This window comes from Faecalibacillus sp. H12 (assembly GCF_013361255.1).
Classification (GTDB): domain Bacteria; phylum Bacillota_I; class Bacilli_A; order Erysipelotrichales; family Coprobacillaceae; genus Faecalibacillus; species Faecalibacillus intestinalis.
Map to the genome: position 1 here is coordinate 383,333 of NZ_JABWDK010000001.1, position 16,426 is coordinate 399,758.

The 16,426-nt window shown below is 28.0% G+C and carries 16 protein-coding genes; 14 read left to right on the forward strand and 2 right to left on the reverse strand.

The window, feature by feature from the left end:
- Positions 1-23 precede the first annotated feature (23 nt).
- The 4 genes from tkt (at position 24) to HUU89_RS02225 (ending at position 3,303) form a co-directional block, all read left to right on the forward strand.
- The gene (gene tkt / locus HUU89_RS02210) at positions 24-2,003 is read left to right on the forward strand and encodes a transketolase (RefSeq protein ID WP_175300889.1); all 1,980 of its coding nucleotides are present in this window, start codon (positions 24-26) and stop codon (positions 2,001-2,003) included.
- Between the two features lie 68 nt (positions 2,004-2,071).
- Complete coding sequence (locus HUU89_RS02215; RefSeq protein ID WP_022001279.1) at positions 2,072-2,434, forward strand: sporulation inhibitor of replication protein SirA; 363 nt, start codon at positions 2,072-2,074, stop codon at positions 2,432-2,434.
- 14 nt (positions 2,435-2,448) lie between these two features.
- Positions 2,449-2,649: a YneF family protein gene (locus tag HUU89_RS02220; protein WP_022001278.1), complete on the forward strand. Its 201-nt coding sequence runs from the start codon at positions 2,449-2,451 to the stop codon at positions 2,647-2,649.
- Positions 2,650-2,673: 24 nt separating this feature from the next.
- Positions 2,674-3,303, forward strand: coding sequence for a histidine phosphatase family protein (locus tag HUU89_RS02225; protein WP_117792905.1), 630 nt, complete (start codon positions 2,674-2,676; stop codon positions 3,301-3,303).
- Positions 3,304-3,338: 35 nt separating this feature from the next.
- On the opposite strand, the gene plsY is transcribed toward HUU89_RS02225, so the two are convergent.
- Positions 3,339-3,938: a glycerol-3-phosphate 1-O-acyltransferase PlsY gene (plsY, locus tag HUU89_RS02230; RefSeq protein ID WP_147580268.1), complete on the reverse strand. Its 600-nt coding sequence runs from the start codon at positions 3,936-3,938 to the stop codon at positions 3,339-3,341.
- 110 nt (positions 3,939-4,048) lie between these two features.
- On the opposite strand from plsY, the gene parE reads away from it, so the two are divergent.
- Together parE and parC are read left to right on the forward strand one after the other, a co-directional pair.
- Positions 4,049-5,974: a DNA topoisomerase IV subunit B gene (parE, locus tag HUU89_RS02235; RefSeq protein WP_022001275.1), complete on the forward strand. Its 1,926-nt coding sequence runs from the start codon at positions 4,049-4,051 to the stop codon at positions 5,972-5,974.
- A 9-nt stretch (positions 5,975-5,983) separates the two neighbouring features.
- On the forward strand, positions 5,984-8,602 hold the full coding sequence (gene parC, locus HUU89_RS02240) for a DNA topoisomerase IV subunit A (protein WP_175300890.1): 2,619 nt from the start codon (positions 5,984-5,986) through the stop codon (positions 8,600-8,602).
- A 15-nt stretch (positions 8,603-8,617) separates the two neighbouring features.
- On the opposite strand, the gene sigK is transcribed toward parC, so the two are convergent.
- Positions 8,618-9,307 (reverse strand): RNA polymerase sporulation sigma factor SigK, encoded by a 690-nt coding sequence (gene sigK, locus HUU89_RS02245; protein ID WP_107029510.1) that lies wholly within the window; start codon positions 9,305-9,307, stop codon positions 8,618-8,620.
- A 135-nt stretch (positions 9,308-9,442) separates the two neighbouring features.
- On the opposite strand from sigK, the gene yqeH reads away from it, so the two are divergent.
- From yqeH to HUU89_RS02285, 8 genes are all read left to right on the forward strand, one after another.
- A complete protein-coding gene (gene yqeH, locus HUU89_RS02250) occupies positions 9,443-10,537 on the forward strand; it encodes a ribosome biogenesis GTPase YqeH (RefSeq protein ID WP_032090046.1) in 1,095 nt (364 codons plus the stop codon).
- A 13-nt stretch (positions 10,538-10,550) separates the two neighbouring features.
- A complete protein-coding gene (yhbY, locus tag HUU89_RS02255) occupies positions 10,551-10,838 on the forward strand; it encodes a ribosome assembly RNA-binding protein YhbY (RefSeq protein WP_022001271.1) in 288 nt (95 codons plus the stop codon).
- Positions 10,835-11,932: a nicotinate-nucleotide adenylyltransferase gene (locus HUU89_RS02260; protein ID WP_175300891.1), complete on the forward strand. Its 1,098-nt coding sequence runs from the start codon at positions 10,835-10,837 to the stop codon at positions 11,930-11,932. Before yhbY ends, HUU89_RS02260 begins: the two co-directional genes overlap by 4 nt.
- Positions 11,925-12,266, forward strand: coding sequence for a ribosome silencing factor (gene rsfS / locus HUU89_RS02265; RefSeq protein WP_022001269.1), 342 nt, complete (start codon positions 11,925-11,927; stop codon positions 12,264-12,266). Before HUU89_RS02260 ends, rsfS begins: the two co-directional genes overlap by 8 nt.
- A complete protein-coding gene (locus tag HUU89_RS02270; protein ID WP_119363369.1) occupies positions 12,266-12,979 on the forward strand; it encodes a class I SAM-dependent DNA methyltransferase in 714 nt (237 codons plus the stop codon). Before rsfS ends, HUU89_RS02270 begins: the two co-directional genes overlap by 1 nt.
- A 4-nt stretch (positions 12,980-12,983) precedes the next feature.
- On the forward strand, positions 12,984-13,670 hold the full coding sequence (locus HUU89_RS02275) for a 5'-methylthioadenosine/adenosylhomocysteine nucleosidase (RefSeq protein ID WP_119363370.1): 687 nt from the start codon (positions 12,984-12,986) through the stop codon (positions 13,668-13,670).
- Positions 13,671-13,681: 11 nt separating this feature from the next.
- Positions 13,682-15,985, forward strand: coding sequence for a peptidase U32 family protein (locus tag HUU89_RS02280; protein WP_175300892.1), 2,304 nt, complete (start codon positions 13,682-13,684; stop codon positions 15,983-15,985).
- Positions 15,986-16,089: 104 nt separating this feature from the next.
- Positions 16,090-16,425: a helix-turn-helix domain-containing protein gene (locus HUU89_RS02285; RefSeq protein ID WP_022001265.1), complete on the forward strand. Its 336-nt coding sequence runs from the start codon at positions 16,090-16,092 to the stop codon at positions 16,423-16,425.
- Position 16,426 lies beyond the last annotated feature (1 nt).

Here is a 16,426-nt window from a genome sequence, read left to right on the forward strand (position 1 = left end):
TTTAAAAATAGGAGAAAATGTAAATGGATATTTCAAATTTATCAATCGCAACAATTAGAAGTTTAGGAATCGATACAATCAATAAAGCAAATTCTGGACATCCAGGAATGGTTCTTGGATCAGCACCTGCTTTATATACATTGTTTAATAAAGAACTAAACATTTATAACAAAGAAGCTGAATGGATTAATAGAGATCGTTTCGTTTTAGCAAGTGGACATGCTTCTGCACTTTTATATAGCATGTTACATTTGACAGGGTTTGATGTTACAATCGATGATCTAAAGAATTTTAGACAATTGAATTCTCGTACACCTGGGCATCCAGAAATTGAAATGACACATGGTGTTGATGCTTCAAGTGGACCATTAGGACAAGGTATTCCAATGGCAGCTGGAATGGCAATGGCTGAAAAATTTTTAGCAAGTCAATATAACAAAGAAAACTTTGATATTATTGATCATTATACATATGTTTTATGTGGTGATGGCGATATGCAAGAAGGAGTTACTTATGAAGCAGCATCTCTTGCAGGTCATTTATCATTAGGTAAATTAATTGTTTTATATGATGCAAATAAGGTTACTTTGGATGGACCTTTATCAATGTCATTTAGTGAAAATGTAAAAAAACGTTATGAAGCTTGTAATTGGCAAGTTTTAGAAGTTAAAGATGGAAATGACATTAATGAAATTCATAAAGCTATTAAAAAAGGTAAAAAAGAACAATTCAAGCCAACTTTAATTATTGTAAATACAGTTATTGGCTTTGGTTCAGCAAATCAAGGAACAAATAAAGTTCATGGTGCACCATTAGGTAAAGAAGATGGTAAAAACGCTAAATTATCTTATGGTTTTGATCATGATGAATTCTATGTACCTGAAGAAGTATATGAAGATTTTAAAAAGAAAACAATTAAAAGAGGAAAATCTAAATTTAATAAATGGAATAAATTATTCAATGAGTATAAAGAACAATATCCAACAGAAGCAAAACAATTAGAAGATGCTATTGCTGGTAAATATTCTTTAAACATTGATGAACTTTTAAAGAATTATCCTGTAGGACATAATGATGCTACAAGAAATACTTCATTAGAAGTTATTCAAGAAGTTGCTAAACAAAATCCAACTTTCTTATCGGGAACTGCAGACTTAGCTAGTTCAACAAAAACAAAAATTAAAGATGAAGATGACTTTAGTGTTGAAAATTATAATGGACGTAATTTAGTATTTGGAATTCGTGAGTTTGCAATGGTTGCTATTATGAATGGTATGACATTGCATAAAGGTGTAAAAGTTTCAGCTGGTGGTTTCTTAGTATTCTCTGATTATTTTAAAGCAGCAGTAAGAATGGCTTGTTTAATGAAATTACCAATTATTTTACCATTATCTCATGATTCTATTGCAGTTGGTGAAGATGGGCCAACTCATCAACCAATTGAACAGTTTGCTATGTTAAGATCAATTCCAAATATGCATGTTATTCGTCCAGGAGATGCCGTAGAAATGGCAGCAGCATGGAAATTAGCGATTGAATCAACTGAAAATCCTACAGCACTTATTCTTACAAGACAAAATGTAGAAACAATGGAAAATAGTTCTGTTGAAGGTGTAAGCAAGGGTGCTTATGTTATTGGTAAAGAAGAAAATCATTTAGATGCTATCATTATTGCATCTGGATCAGAAGTTAATTTAGCTATGAAAGCTAAAAAAGTACTTCTTGAAAAAGGTATTGATGTACGTGTTGTATCTATGCCATGTCAAGAATTCTTTGATCAACAAGATGAACAATACAAAGAAGCTGTTTTACCAAATGCAATGCGTAAACGTTTATCAGTAGAAATGGCTAGTTCATTTGGATGGCATAAATATGTTGGTTTAGATGGTATAACAATGTCTATTAATGAATTTGGTAAAAGTGCTCCAGCACAAGATGTTATCCAATCTTATGGATTTACTGTTGATGGAGTTGTAGAAAATATTAAAAAATTATTAAAATAAAGGGAGTACTCCCTTTTTTTTACATTCTTCCCTTGATTGTTATGATACCTTAGTAATAGGTGATTGAGATGAAATATGTTATATATGAATACGAAGAAGGTATAAAACAATTATTTGAAAAGTATCCAAATTTAAAACAATATTTTGATAATCTTACATTAGATAATGATTTTATGAATAAATTTATAAATTGCGTCTATAACAGTGTTGATTATATGAATGAACTTATTTATAAAGAATTGCACAATAGAAAAGAATATCATCGAGTTGGGAAAATGCATATATTTGAAAATGAACTTACACATGAAATAAGTCGTTTATATGTTGAAAATTATAAAATTATTATTGAATCGAAAGATAAAACAAACATATTCTTTGATATTCTCTATCATAATTTAAAAAGTTATGTTATAATAGATGAGAATTTGTAAGGGAGGTATTATCAATGTTATATGCAATTCTTGGATTAATCGTTGGATTAATTGCTGGGTTCTTTGCGTCTCGTTATTTCTTTAAAAAACAATTACAAAAAAATCCACCTATCAATGAAAAAATGATTCGTGCTATGTATATGGAAATGGGAAGAAAACCAAGTGAGGCTCAAATTAAAAGAATCATGGCTTCAGTTAAATCACAATATAAATAAGGGGATACCCTTATTTTTGTTTATATGAAAATATATATTACTAGACATTCCTTAACTGCATGGAACGAAGAAAAAAGACTACAAGGATGGAAAGACTCACCGCTTACTAAGCAAGGGAAAGAAGATGCTTTAAAATTAGGTGAATATATGAAAACAATACATATTGATCAAGTATATTCTTCGCCTTTATTAAGAGCAAAATCTACAGCTAGACTTATTTTTAAAAATGAAAATATTATTGAAGATAGTCGTTTAAAGGAAATGAACTTCGGTGATTATGAAGGAGAATATATTCAAGATTTAAAAAAGAAACATGATTATTTTTGTTTGTGGCATCAACCGCAATTGTCATTTTCTTTGCCAAATGGAGAAACATATGAAGAAGTTGTTTTTCGTTTGAATGATTTTATTTTAGAAAAATATAACGAAGATCCTCAACAAACAATTTTTATAACAATTCATGGTATGTTATTTACAATATTACATGGAATTTTTTTAGATTTACCTGTTGAACGATTAAATGAAGTTAATCAAGAAATTGTAAGAGGATGTTCGCTTTCGTTGTTTGAATTTGATGGAAAAAAACATAAAATAGATTTTATTGGGAAAGATTGTTTTTTAACACCTTTAAAAGAAAAAATTAGTTATAAATAAAAAAGATTAGTTTAACGATCATAAACTAATCTTTTTTACATCCATTGAATTTTTGATTCAGTATGATTTTTAATACGTTTGATATTATCTTTATGTCTATAAACTAATAAGATAACAGCTATAAGCATGCATAATTTTGCTGTTATGGACACCGCTAGAAACGGTGTAATACATAAAACAATCAAAGCAGTAGAAATTGAAGATAAAGATACATATTTTGAAATTTTTAAAACAAGTAAAAATACAACAATAGCAACAACTGCATATAATGGTTCAATACATAAAAAATAACCTAGACTTGTTGAAACAGCTTTCCCTCCTCGAAATTCAGCAAAGATAGGATAACAATGTCCAAAAATACATGCTAATCCAGCGATATATTTAATATCAGGATTTAAATTGAATTTTAAAGATAAATAACTACTTAAATAAAATATAATAACTGCTTTAAGAGCATCTAGTACAATTACAGAAATACCTGCTTTTTTTCCTAAGACTCTGCCAGCATTTGTTCCTCCTAAATTGCCCGAGCCACTTTCTCTAACATCCGTATTATAAAATACTTTTCCAATAACTAGGGCAAAGGGGATAGAACCGTATAAATAACCTAATAGAATCAATAATATTTCATACATTTTTATCACCAAGCTAAATTATACAGTTATCCTATAAAAATGCAATTAAACTTTGAAAAAAAACAAGAGTATTGATATAATAGTTCAAGTATAACAAAAGGAGTGATTATATGGCAAAAAAGAATACATATGATGAGTCAAATATACAGATTCTAGAAGGATTAGAAGCAGTTAGAAAAAGACCTGGTATGTATATTGGATCTACAGATAGTAGAGGATTACATCATTTAGTTTGGGAAATTGTTGATAATGCAATAGATGAAGCTCTTTCTGGATATGGTAATTTAATAGAAGTCACTATTTGTAAAGATAATAGTATTATGGTACAAGATCATGGACGTGGAATGCCAACAGGCATGCATGCTTCAGGAAGGCCAACAACAGAAGTTATTTTGACAATTCTTCATGCAGGGGGTAAATTCTCTGAAGATGGTGGTTATAAGACTTCGGGAGGACTTCATGGAGTAGGTGCTTCTGTTGTTAATGCACTTTCTCATTGGTTAGAAGTGACTGTTTGTAGAGATGGAAAGATTTTTAAGCAACGTTTTGAAGATGGCGGAGAAACAATAGGAAAATTAACAGTTATTGGAAAAACAAAAGAAACGGGAACATTGATTCATTTTTTACCAAATGATCAAATTTTTTCAACAATAGAATTTAATTATAAAACAATTAGTGAAAGACTAATGGAAAGTGCTTTTTTATTAAAAGGCATCAAAATTGTTTTAAAAGATGAAAGAACTGGAAAAATGGATGAATTCCATTTTGAAAATGGATTAGAAGCATTTATTGATTATTTAAATACTAATAAAGATGTACTTCATCCAACAATTTCTATTGAAGGTGAACAAAATGGGATGGAAGTAGATATTGCTTTACAATTTACTTCTGGATATCAAGAAACGACATTATCATTTGTTAACCTCGTAAGAACGGGTGATGGTGGAACACATGAAACAGGTTTTAAATCTGGACTTACAAAAACATTCAATGATTATGCGAGAAAATATGGTCTATTAAAAGAAAAAGATAAAAATTTAGAAGGAAATGATGTACGAGAGGGGCTTTCAGCGATTATTTCCATTAAAGTTCCTGAACATTATTTACAATTTGAAGGGCAAACAAAATCAAAATTAGGGACACCAGAAGCTAGAAATATTGTAGATAGTATCGTATATGAAAAATTATCTTATTTTTTAGAAGAAAATAAAGAAATTGCAGATAATCTTGTTAAAAAAATGATTAAAGCTGCTCAAGTAAGGGATGCAGCAAGAAAAGCAAGAGAAGCAGCAAGAAAAGGAAAAGGTGCAAGACAAGAAAGAATATTAAGTGGGAAATTAGCTCCTGCTCAAACTAAAAATAAAAAGAAAAATGAACTTTATTTAGTCGAAGGGGATTCTGCCGGAGGTAGTGCTAAACAAGGACGAGATAGAAAATATCAAGCAATTTTACCTTTAAGAGGAAAAGTTTTAAATAGTGAAAAAGTATCCTTACAAGATATTTTAAAAAATGAAGAACTTGCGACATTAATCAATACTATTGGTGCTGGATTTGGTGCAGATTTTAAAGTTGAAGATAGTCATTATGATAAAGTTATTATTATGACGGATGCAGATACGGATGGGGCTCATATCCAAATATTATTATTAACTTTCTTCTATCGCTATATGAAAGATTTGATTACAGCAGGGAAAGTTTATATTGCTCTTCCACCTCTTTATAAAGTATCTAAAAAAAGTGGAAAAAAAGAAGAGGTTATTTATTGTTGGGAAGATTATGAACTTGAAGATGCTAAAAAGAAAATTGGCAGAGGATACAATGTTCAACGTTATAAAGGTCTGGGGGAAATGAATGCTTCTCAATTGTGGGAAACGACCATGGATCCCGAAACAAGAACCTTGATTCAAGTTTCAATTGATGATGCTGCTGTGGTTGAACGTAATGTGACTGTTTTAATGGGTGATAAAGTTGAGCCAAGACGTGAATGGATTGAACAAAATGTACAATTTACATTAGAAGATAATTATCAAATTTAGGAGGTTTTTATGTCTGATAAAAAAATTGTAATGAATTTAGAAGCAATCATGGGTGATCGCTTTGGAAAATATTCAAAATATATTATTCAAGAACGTGCACTTCCTGATGTACGTGATGGATTAAAACCTGTTCAACGTAGAATTCTTTATTCAATGAATAAAGAAGGAAATACGGCTAATAAACCTTATCGTAAGTCGGCAAAAACGGTAGGGAATGTTATTGGTAATTATCATCCTCATGGTGATACGTCAGTTTATGATGCAATGGTTCGTCTTTCGCAAGAATGGAAAATCAGAGCACCATTAATTGATATGCAAGGAAATAATGGATCAATTGATAATGATCCTGCTGCAGCTATGCGTTATACAGAGGCTAGACTTTCACCAATTGCAAGTGAATTATTAAGAGATTTAGATAAAGATACTGTATTAATGTCTTTAAACTTTGATGATACAGAGTATGAACCAACGGTTTTACCAGCTGCATATCCTAATCTTTTAGTCAATGGATCTACTGGAATATCAGCTGGATATGCAACAGATATTCCACCACATAATTTACAAGAAGTTATTGATGCAACAATTCATCGAATTAAATATCCTCATTGTCATTTAGATAAATTAATGGAATTTATCAAAGGACCTGATTTTCCTACAGGCGCTATTGTTGAAGGATTAGATGGTATTAAAAAGGCCTTTGAAAAAGGAAAAGGAAAAGTTATTGTTCGAGCAAAAACTGAAATTATTGAAGAAAAAAACATGAATCAAATTGTGGTTACTGAAATTCCTTATGAAGTCAATAAAGCTGAATTAGTAAGAAAAATTGATGAGATTCGTTTTAATAAGAATATTGATGGTATTTTAGAAGTAAGAGATGAATCAGACAGAGAAGGTTTGAGAATTGTTATTGATTTGAAAAAGACTGTAAATGTTCAAAATACTCTCAATTATTTTTATAAAAATACCGATTTACAAAAAAACTATAACTATAATATGGTAGCCATTAAGGATAAAAGACCTGTTTTAATGGGAATTGAAGAAATTCTAGATGGTTATATTGATCACCAAATTGATGTTGTAACACGAGCAAGTTTATATGATTTAAATAAAGCAAATGAACGTTTGCATATTGTTGATGGGTTAATTAAAGCAATTTCTATTTTAGATGATGTTGTTAAAACAATTCGTGCGTCAAAAGATAAAAGCGATGCAAAAAACAATTTAATAAAACAATATGCATTTTCTGAAAAGCAAGCAGAAGCAATTGTGATGCTACAACTTTATCGATTGACTAATACTGATATTGTTTCTTTACAAGAAGAAAAAGCAGAACTTGAAAAACGTGTTCAAAGATTGAATGAAATATTAGAAAGTGATGATGTTTTACGACAAGTCATCATTAAACGTCTTAAAGAAATCAAACAAAAATATCCTATGCCTCGTTTAACACAAATTAAAGAAGAAGTTAGTGAAATTAAAATTGATGAAAAAGCTATGATTATTTCTGAAGATATCTATGTATCTGTTACTAGAGATGGTTATATTAAACGTATTTCACAAAGATCAATGAAAGCAAGTACGAATATTCCATTTGGTAAAAAAGAAGATGATATTCTTATTTCTTTACATCATGCAAATACTTTAAATCATGTATTATTATTTACTAATAAAGGAAATTATTTATTTGTACCAGTTCATAAAATAGAAGAATTTAAATGGAAAGATTTAGGTAAACATGTAAGTTATCTTGTAAAAGTAGGTGCAGATGAAAAAATTATTTCTTCAATTCTTGTTCAAGATTTTAATTTACCTCTTTATGTTTTAATGGCAACAAAAAATGGTCAAATCAAAAGGACGCTTTTAAAAGATTTTGAAGTTTCTAGATATTCAAAAGCAATCACATGCATGAAAGTAAAAGAACAAGATACTATGATTTGTGCTTTACTTACTGATAACCAACAAGGAATATTTATTGTTTCTAAAGCTGGCTATGGTGGATTATATAGTGAACAAGAAGTATCGATTGTTGGTTTAAAAGCTGCAGGTATAAAAGCTCTTAATTTAAAAAATGATTCAATAGCAGCGGTTGATGTGTTTGATCCTTTAGAAAATTATTCAGTATTGATTCTTAGTGAAGACGGTCAAATGAAACGTTTAAAATTGAATGATATACCAGCATGTAAACGTACAACTAAAGGAACAACATTGTATAAAAATTTAAAAACGAAAACAATTTATGTAAAGAATGCATTTGTACTTTCATCTAAAGAAAGTGCTTCTGTCTATACTTCAAAATCTAAAGAGTATACATTCAAGCCAACAGATTTCAATAACGCTTCATTAGAATCAAGATTTTCATCGTTTATTAAGTTAGAAAAAGACGAAACTATTTTATGGAGTCAAATAAATCGAGTAATCACAACAAATGATTACAATGTAAAACAAGAAAATCAAAATTTACAAAGTGGTGTTATTGAATTAAAAGAAAGTAAAGAAAAAACTTTATTAGATGATTTTGATATTCAAGAAGTTCCTATTAAAAAAGAAACATCTAATTCAAAAAAGAAAAATACAATTAAATATGAAAAGATTACGTTAGAAGATATTTTAAATGATGATGAATTTTAAAAGAAGGATGATTGATTATCCTTCTTTTTCTTGTAAATAACATTTTAATAATTTAATTAATGCTCTTTTTTCTATTCGAGAAATATAAGAACGTGAAATGTGATACTCTTTAGCAATTTCTTTTTGGGTCATTTTTTTAGATGAATTTAGCCCATAGCGTTTTATTAAAATATCTTTTTCTTTTGAAGTTAATACATCAAAACATTGAATAAGCTTTTGAAGATTATCAGCATCATATATTTGATCTAAAATAGGTTTTTCCTTATTATCAATTAAATCTTCTAAAACAACTTCACTGCCATCTTTATCAACTCCAATTACTTCATTTAAAGAAACTTCTTGATTTATTTTTTTTGCTGATCTTAAATGCATTAGAATTTCATTTTCTATACATTTTGAAGCATAAGTTGCTAATTTTGTTTTTTTATCAATACTGTAACTATCGATGGCTTTAATAAGTCCAATAGTGCCAATTGAAATGAGATCTTCTTGCAAATCTCTATTGTTATTATATTTTTTGGCAATATGGGCAACAAGCCTAAGATTCTTTTCAATAAGTAGATCTCTGGCGGCTTTATCGCCATTACATTTTTTTTGTAAGTAAAATTGTTCTTCTTTGAAAGTGAGTGGTAAATCAAAAGTTTTAGACTTGATATAAGATATAAAGTAAGCATTATTCAATAATGAAAGTAATAAAGAAAATATGTTGATCACCTCATTATAATTAATGCTATTTTTGACAAAAAATGATAAATAAAATTAATATTTCTTTTGCTTAACATTTCTTTAAAAATCAAGTATAATAGAGTACAATTGTTATGTGATAAAGAGAGGTAATTTATGGAAGAGTTAAGATGTTACGGCTGTGGAGCTATTATTCAAAGTGAAGATGAAAAAAAGATTGGTTTTGTTCCTAAAAATGCACTAGATCGAAGTCAAGTATTATGTAAAAGATGTTTTCGTTTAAAAAACTATCATCAATTACAAGCAACAAATTTATCAGATGATGATTTTCTTGAAATTTTGAATAAAATTGGAGAAAAGGATTGTTTAGTTGTTTATCTTGTTGATTTATTTGATTTCAATGGAAGTTTAATTCAAGGATTGGTTCGTCATATTAATTATAATGATGTCATTGTTGTTGGTAATAAGAGGGATATTTTACCTCGTTCAATCAAAGATACGAAAATTATTCATTGGTTGAGAAGGCAACTTAAATTAGAGGGAATTAAACCGTTAGATGTGTTACTTACAAGTGGAAAAAAGAATTATCATTTAGATGAATTAATGCAAATGATTGATCAATATAGAAAAGGTAGAGATGTTTATGTTGTAGGAGTTACTAATGTTGGTAAATCATCTTTAATCAATTCTTTATTGAAAGCCTATAGTGATGTTCAAGATAATTTAATTACAACTAGTGAGTTTCCTGGTACAACATTGGATCTTATTGAAATTCCATTAGATGAAAATTCGTCCATTTATGATAGTCCAGGTATTGTCAATAGACATCAAATAGCACATCTTATTGATGAAAATACATTAAAAGATATTTTACCACAAAGTGAATTACGACCTGTTAATTATCAGTTGAATTGTAAACAAACTTTATATTTTGGTGGATTAGCACGTTTAGATTTTTTAAATGGTTCAAAAACATCAATGACATGTTATTTTCATAGAAGATTGCAAATTCACCGTACAAAATTAGAAAATGCGGATGCTCTTTATAATCGACATAAAACATTAAAACCTGAAGTTGAAGAATTAAAAGATATTCAATCATTTAAAACATATCAATTTAGATTACCTGAAAATAAAGTCGATGTTGTTATTTCAGGATTAGGATTTGTGACAATTCATTGTCCAAATGCATTAATAGAAGTGAAAGCTCCCGAACAAGTTGGAGTCTTTATAAGAGAAGCGTTAATTTAAAGGAGGATATATTATGTTAACTGGAAAACAAAAAAGATTTTTAAGACATGAAGCGCATCATTTAAACGCTATTTTTCAAATTGGAAAAGATGGTTTACATGAAAATCAAATTATTGGAATTGATGAAGCTTTAGAATCAAGAGAACTTATTAAAGTAAAAATTTTAGAAAGTTGTCAACAAGATAAAAATGAAATCGCACAAGAATTATCTTTAAAAACTGATGCTGAAGTTGTTCAAATATTAGGGCGTACAATCATTTTATACCGTGAAAGCGAAAAGGAAATTTATCGTTTACCATGAAAATAGGAATTTTTGGAGGCTCTTTTGATCCTATTCATTTAGGTCATACAAGAATCATTAATGAAGCAATTATATCTCTTCAACTTGATAAGATGTTAATTGTACCTACCAAACACAATCCTTGGAAAGAAGACAGTGTTGCAAATAATCAACAACGTATAGAAATGATTCAAATTGCTCTTAAAGATAATTCAAAATGTGAAGTGTGTACATTAGAAATTGATCGACAAGATAATGAAAAAAATTATACGATAGATACAATTAAAGAATTAAAAAAAATATATAAAAATGATCAGCTCTATTTTATGATGGGAATGGATCAAGCTAGCCAATTTGATAAATGGAAATCTGCTAAAGAAATTAGTGAACTTGTTCAATTAGTAGCTTTTAATCGAAAAGGATATCAAAAAAATGATGTTTTAAATGATTATCATTTTGAATTTATTCAAGCTGATTCAACGACTGAATCAAGCACTCAATTTAAAGCGGGAAATAAAGAAATCGTTGATCGAAATGTTTATACATATGCATTTCAAAATGGCTTATATTTAGAAAATTTTGTTTCAGGATATATGAGCGAAAAAAGATTTAAGCATACATGTTCTGTTGCAAAACTTGCTAGAGAATTTGCTGTTGCAAATGGAATTGATGGTAAAAAAGCATATATTGCAGGAATGTTGCATGATATTGCCAAAGAAATGGATAAAAAACAAGAAGATGATTTGATGGAAAAGTATTTTAGTAAATATGTTGATAAACCAAGAGCAATTTATCATCAATGGTTATCAACATATTTAGCACAAAAAGATTTTATGATTGAAGATGCTGAAATATTACAAGCAATTCGTCATCACACAACAGCTTCAACCAACATGTCTTTGTTAGATATGTGCGTATATTGTGCAGATAAACTTGATCCTTTAAGAGGGTATGATTCTTCAAAACAAATTGCATTATGTAAGGAAGATATCATAGAAGGTTTTAAAGGAGAACTAAAGAATTTTTATAAATTTTCGAAGAAGAAAAATAGACCTATTGATGAATGTTTTTTTGATGTTTATCAAGTATATTGTAAAGGAGATTTAAATGGATAAATTAAAAACAATTGTAAAAGTATTAGATGAAAAATTAGCAGAGGATATTGTTGTTATTGATATGTCAATTGACAGTCCTATTTGTGATTATTTTGTAATTGCAAGTGCAAGTAACGAAAGATTACTTCTTGCATTAAAAGATCATATTGAAGATGCTTGTGATAAAGAAAGATACTATGTAAAAAATATTGAAGGTAGAAAAAATTGTAAATGGATTTTAATGGATTACGGTGATATTGTTGTTCATTTATTTGATCCAGAAGAAAGAAAAAATTATGGAATTGAAAAACTATGGTCTGATAAGCCATTTGTCCAAGTAGAGGATATTTTGTAATGTCGTACGAAGCATTTGCCTATTATTATGATAGTTTAATGGATCAAAATTTTTATAATGATTATATTCAATTTATTAATGAGCATGTAAAAGATTATCAAACTGTATTAGAGCTTGGATGTGGTACAGGAGAAATTGCAATACGTTTGGCTCATTTAGGAAAACAAGTTTGTGCTACAGATATTTCAAAAGATATGTTAGAGGTTGCTAAATACAAATGTATTGATTTTAAAGTGGATGTGATGTTATCACGTATTGATATGTGTGATTTTGCAGTTGATAGTCAATTAGATCTTATTCTTTGTTTATGTGATTCTTTAAATTATGTTATTGATTTAAAAAATGTAAAACAAGTATTTGAAAATACGTATAATGCTTTAAAAAAAGGTGGATCATTTATTTTTGATATTGATTCTATGTATAAAATGGAAACAATTTTAAAAGATTATGATGAAGAAAATGATGAAGATGATTTTTATTTTCATTGGCATGTTGATCGTATCAGTAAAGGATATGTAAAACATAGTGTAGAAATTATTGATAAAGTAGAAAATGATCGAGTTTATGAAGAACATTATCAAAAAACGTATGATGTTGAAACCTATATTGAATTATTAGAAAAAATTGGTTTTAAAAACATTAAGTTATATAGTGATTTTTCTAAATATGATACTGAATGTGAAAGAGTTATATTTGTATGTCAAAAGGGGTGATTTTATGATAGGTATTATTGGAGCAATGGAAGAAGAAGTAAAGGCTTTGTTAGATAAAACAGAAGATATTCATGAAAATAAAATTTTAGATTGTGTTTTTTACGAAGGAAAAATAGATAATAAACAAGTCGTTATCTTACAAGGTGGAATAGGAAAAGTAAATTCTGCTATTTGTGTAACATTATTACTTACAAATTATGACATTGACTATGTTATTAATATTGGTTCTGCTGGTGGTTTAAAGGATTATCAAAATGTTGGTGATGTTGTAATTTCTAGTCATGTAGCATATCATGATGTTGATTTAACAGCTTTTGGGCGTCCTATGGGTGAATTACCAGAACTTCCTGTATTCATTCCTGCAGATGAAAATTTGGTTAATAAAGCAAAAGATATTCTTCATAAAATGAATATTCATGAAAATGTTGGATTAATTGTTTCTGGAGATCAATTTATTGCTCAAGAAGGACAAGTTTCTAAAATAAAAAAAGATTTTCCAAATGCATTATGTTCAGAAATGGAAGCTTCTGCAATAGGACATACTTGTTATAAATTTGGAGTTCCTTTTATTATAACAAGATCTTTATCGGATGTTTATGGTCATGGTGAATCTTCTATGCAATTTGATGAATATTTAAAAATTGCTAGTGAAAATTCGGCTAAATTATGTGTTGAATTAGTAAAAGCCTAAGGAGGTTTTTTATGAAAAAAAGAGAAGATATAGAATTATTAGCTCCTGCAGGGAGCTTTGAAGCATTAGTCGCTGCTGTTCAAAATGGCGCTAATGCTATTTATTTAGGTGGCCAAAAATTTGGGGCACGAGCGTTTGCTCATAATTTTGATTATGCTGCATTAAAAGAGGCTGTAGATTATTGTCATTTAAGAAATGTTAAATTATATGTTACTGTAAATACTCTTTATAATAATGCAGAAATCGATGAAATTTTTGATTATTTAAAATATCTTTACCATATTGGTGTAGATGCTCTTATTATTCAAGATATGGGGCTTTTTTCTCTTATTAAAAATCATTTTCCTGATATAGAGATACATATGTCAACACAAGCAAGTGTTAGAAATATTGAAGGAGTCAAATATTTTGCTAAACAAAATATAGATCGTGTTGTACTTGCAAGAGAAATGAACATTCGTGAAATTGAAGAAATATGTCATAATTGTTCAATTGATATTGAAGTGTTTGTTCATGGTGCATTATGCATGTCATATTCTGGTCAATGTTTAATGTCATCAATGATTGCTAAAAGAAGTGGAAATAAAGGCGAATGTGGTCAACCGTGTAGATTGCCGTATTCTTTATTAGAAGATAATAAAATAATCAAAAAACAAAAATACTTATTATCACCAATGGATCTATGTACAATTGAAAAAGTACCTAAACTTATTGATGCGGGTATTAAATCATTTAAAATAGAAGGACGTATGAAAAGACCTGAATATGTTGGTGAAGTCGTAAAAGCATATCGTCAAGCTATAGATTATTATTTTGATCAAAAAAATTACACGCCTGATATTTTACAGATGAAAAAAGTATTTAATAGGGGATTTACACAGGGATTTCTATTTCAAGATTATCTTAATCTAGCACAAGATATACCTGGAAACCAAGGCATCAAAATTGGTAAAATGGTTAATTATTCTAAAAAAAGAAAAATGCTGGATATTAAGTTATCAGATACCCTTTATCAAAATGATCGTATTTATTTTCCTAAAAATGATTTTACACGTACAATTACTAAATTATATAAAAATAATCGATTAGTTAATACTGCATATCAAGGTGATCTTGTTTCTATTGAAATGGACCAGTTATTGGATTTTCAAGATATTTATAAGGTTGTTGATGCAAAAATTGTTGAAGAAAATAGTAAATATATAAAAAATGAACATATTAAATTACCAATTCAAATGAAAGTTTTTGGGTTAATTGGTTTACCATTACAATTAACAGTGATTTATAAAAATAAAAAAATTAGTGTTAAAAGCGATCAATACATTGAAAAAGCACAAAACGTACCTTTAACAAATGAAAGAATAAAAGAACAATTATCTAAATTAGGAAATACAACTTTTTATTTAGAAAAATGTTCAATACGTTTTCCAAATGATGGAATTATTTCCATTAAAGAATTAAATAATTTAAGAAGATTGGCTATTGATGAACTTGAAAAAGAAATGTTAGATATGTCTTTTAGAAAGATGAATGATTTAGAACAATTTAATTGCCTTTCTAAAAAAAGAGAAGATCATAAGAAAATAGCAATTCAAGTATCTGATATTTCTCAACTTGAACAGCTTGATTTGCATGGTGTTGAGCAAGTATTTGTTCCTTTTTACCAATATCAAGCGCAATGCGATAAATATATACCTTATGTGCCATTTTTATATGATGAACAAGATTTTATTGAATTTTTAAATAGTGTTTATTATCAAAAGTGTCAATCAATTCAAGTGAATGATTTTGGTGCATTGAATCTTGTTAATGATAAAAATATAGTCTTAGGATATCATATGAATATTACAAATAATAAAGCAATTCAAGAATTCAATTTACCATTTGTTGTTTCTTATGAAGCATCGAAAAATGATATACAATCTTTTAAAACAAATCAGGACATTTATTTTACAGCTTACTCACAAATTATTAATATGAATTTAAAACATTGTATTATTTCAAATCATTATTTTTCTAGAAAACAAAAAGGCTGTCATTTGTGCAAACAACATCAATATTGTTTAAAAGATAGAAAAGAAATGAATTTTAAAATAGTAACAGATCAATACTGTAATAATTATGTTTTACATACACATCGTTTTTACTTTGATAAAATCAATGATCTAAACGTGGATTATATTTTATTGAATTTTTTAGATGAAACATCTCAAGAAATTCAAACAATTGTTAATGATTATCTTAATATTACAAAACATTTATTATCTAAAAATAAGAATAATTATGATATTTTTCAAGGATATTTTACAAAATAAAAATAATTTTTATTAAATGTTTTTTTTAAAAATAATAATTAAAAAAAATATAATTGAATGTCTTTAATGAAAATGCTAAAATTTTTATATGGGAGGATTATTGTATGGCGATTGATACTGAATTAGCAAAAAGATTACGTTCATATCGTAATTTTAAACATTTAACACAAAAAGATGTTGCTGCGCATTTAAATGTTCCTCATTCTGCAATTTCCGATATAGAAAATGGTAAAAGAGACATTACTGTTAGCGAGTTAAAAGTGTTTTCAAATTTATATGGTAGAAGTGTAGAAGAAATTATGAGCGGGAAAAAATATGACTATTATAATATTGCCAATATCGCTCGTTTACTTACTGAACTTCCTGATGATGATTTAAAAGAAATCATGTTTATTATTGAATATAAAAGAAAAAGAAATGAAGAACGTCATTTGAAATAAT

Bases quoted from the DNA above. Each gene is read 5' to 3' on its own strand.
- tkt (WP_175300889.1), top strand. From the start codon at position 24: ATGGATATTTCAAATTTATCAATCGCAACAATTAGAAGTTTAGGAATC.
- HUU89_RS02215 (WP_022001279.1), top strand. From the start codon at position 2,072: ATGAAATATGTTATATATGAATACGAAGAAGGTATAAAACAATTATTT.
- HUU89_RS02220 (WP_022001278.1), top strand. From the start codon at position 2,449: ATGTTATATGCAATTCTTGGATTAATCGTTGGATTAATTGCTGGGTTC.
- HUU89_RS02225 (WP_117792905.1), top strand. From the start codon at position 2,674: ATGAAAATATATATTACTAGACATTCCTTAACTGCATGGAACGAAGAA.
- plsY (WP_147580268.1), bottom strand. From the start codon at position 3,938: ATGTATGAAATATTATTGATTCTATTAGGTTATTTATACGGTTCTATC.
- parE (WP_022001275.1), top strand. From the start codon at position 4,049: ATGGCAAAAAAGAATACATATGATGAGTCAAATATACAGATTCTAGAA.
- parC (WP_175300890.1), top strand. From the start codon at position 5,984: ATGTCTGATAAAAAAATTGTAATGAATTTAGAAGCAATCATGGGTGAT.
- yqeH (WP_032090046.1), top strand. From the start codon at position 9,443: ATGGAAGAGTTAAGATGTTACGGCTGTGGAGCTATTATTCAAAGTGAA.
- yhbY (WP_022001271.1), top strand. From the start codon at position 10,551: ATGTTAACTGGAAAACAAAAAAGATTTTTAAGACATGAAGCGCATCAT.
- HUU89_RS02260 (WP_175300891.1), top strand. From the start codon at position 10,835: ATGAAAATAGGAATTTTTGGAGGCTCTTTTGATCCTATTCATTTAGGT.
- rsfS (WP_022001269.1), top strand. From the start codon at position 11,925: ATGGATAAATTAAAAACAATTGTAAAAGTATTAGATGAAAAATTAGCA.
- HUU89_RS02270 (WP_119363369.1), top strand. From the start codon at position 12,266: ATGTCGTACGAAGCATTTGCCTATTATTATGATAGTTTAATGGATCAA.
- HUU89_RS02275 (WP_119363370.1), top strand. From the start codon at position 12,984: ATGATAGGTATTATTGGAGCAATGGAAGAAGAAGTAAAGGCTTTGTTA.
- HUU89_RS02280 (WP_175300892.1), top strand. From the start codon at position 13,682: ATGAAAAAAAGAGAAGATATAGAATTATTAGCTCCTGCAGGGAGCTTT.
- HUU89_RS02285 (WP_022001265.1), top strand. From the start codon at position 16,090: ATGGCGATTGATACTGAATTAGCAAAAAGATTACGTTCATATCGTAAT.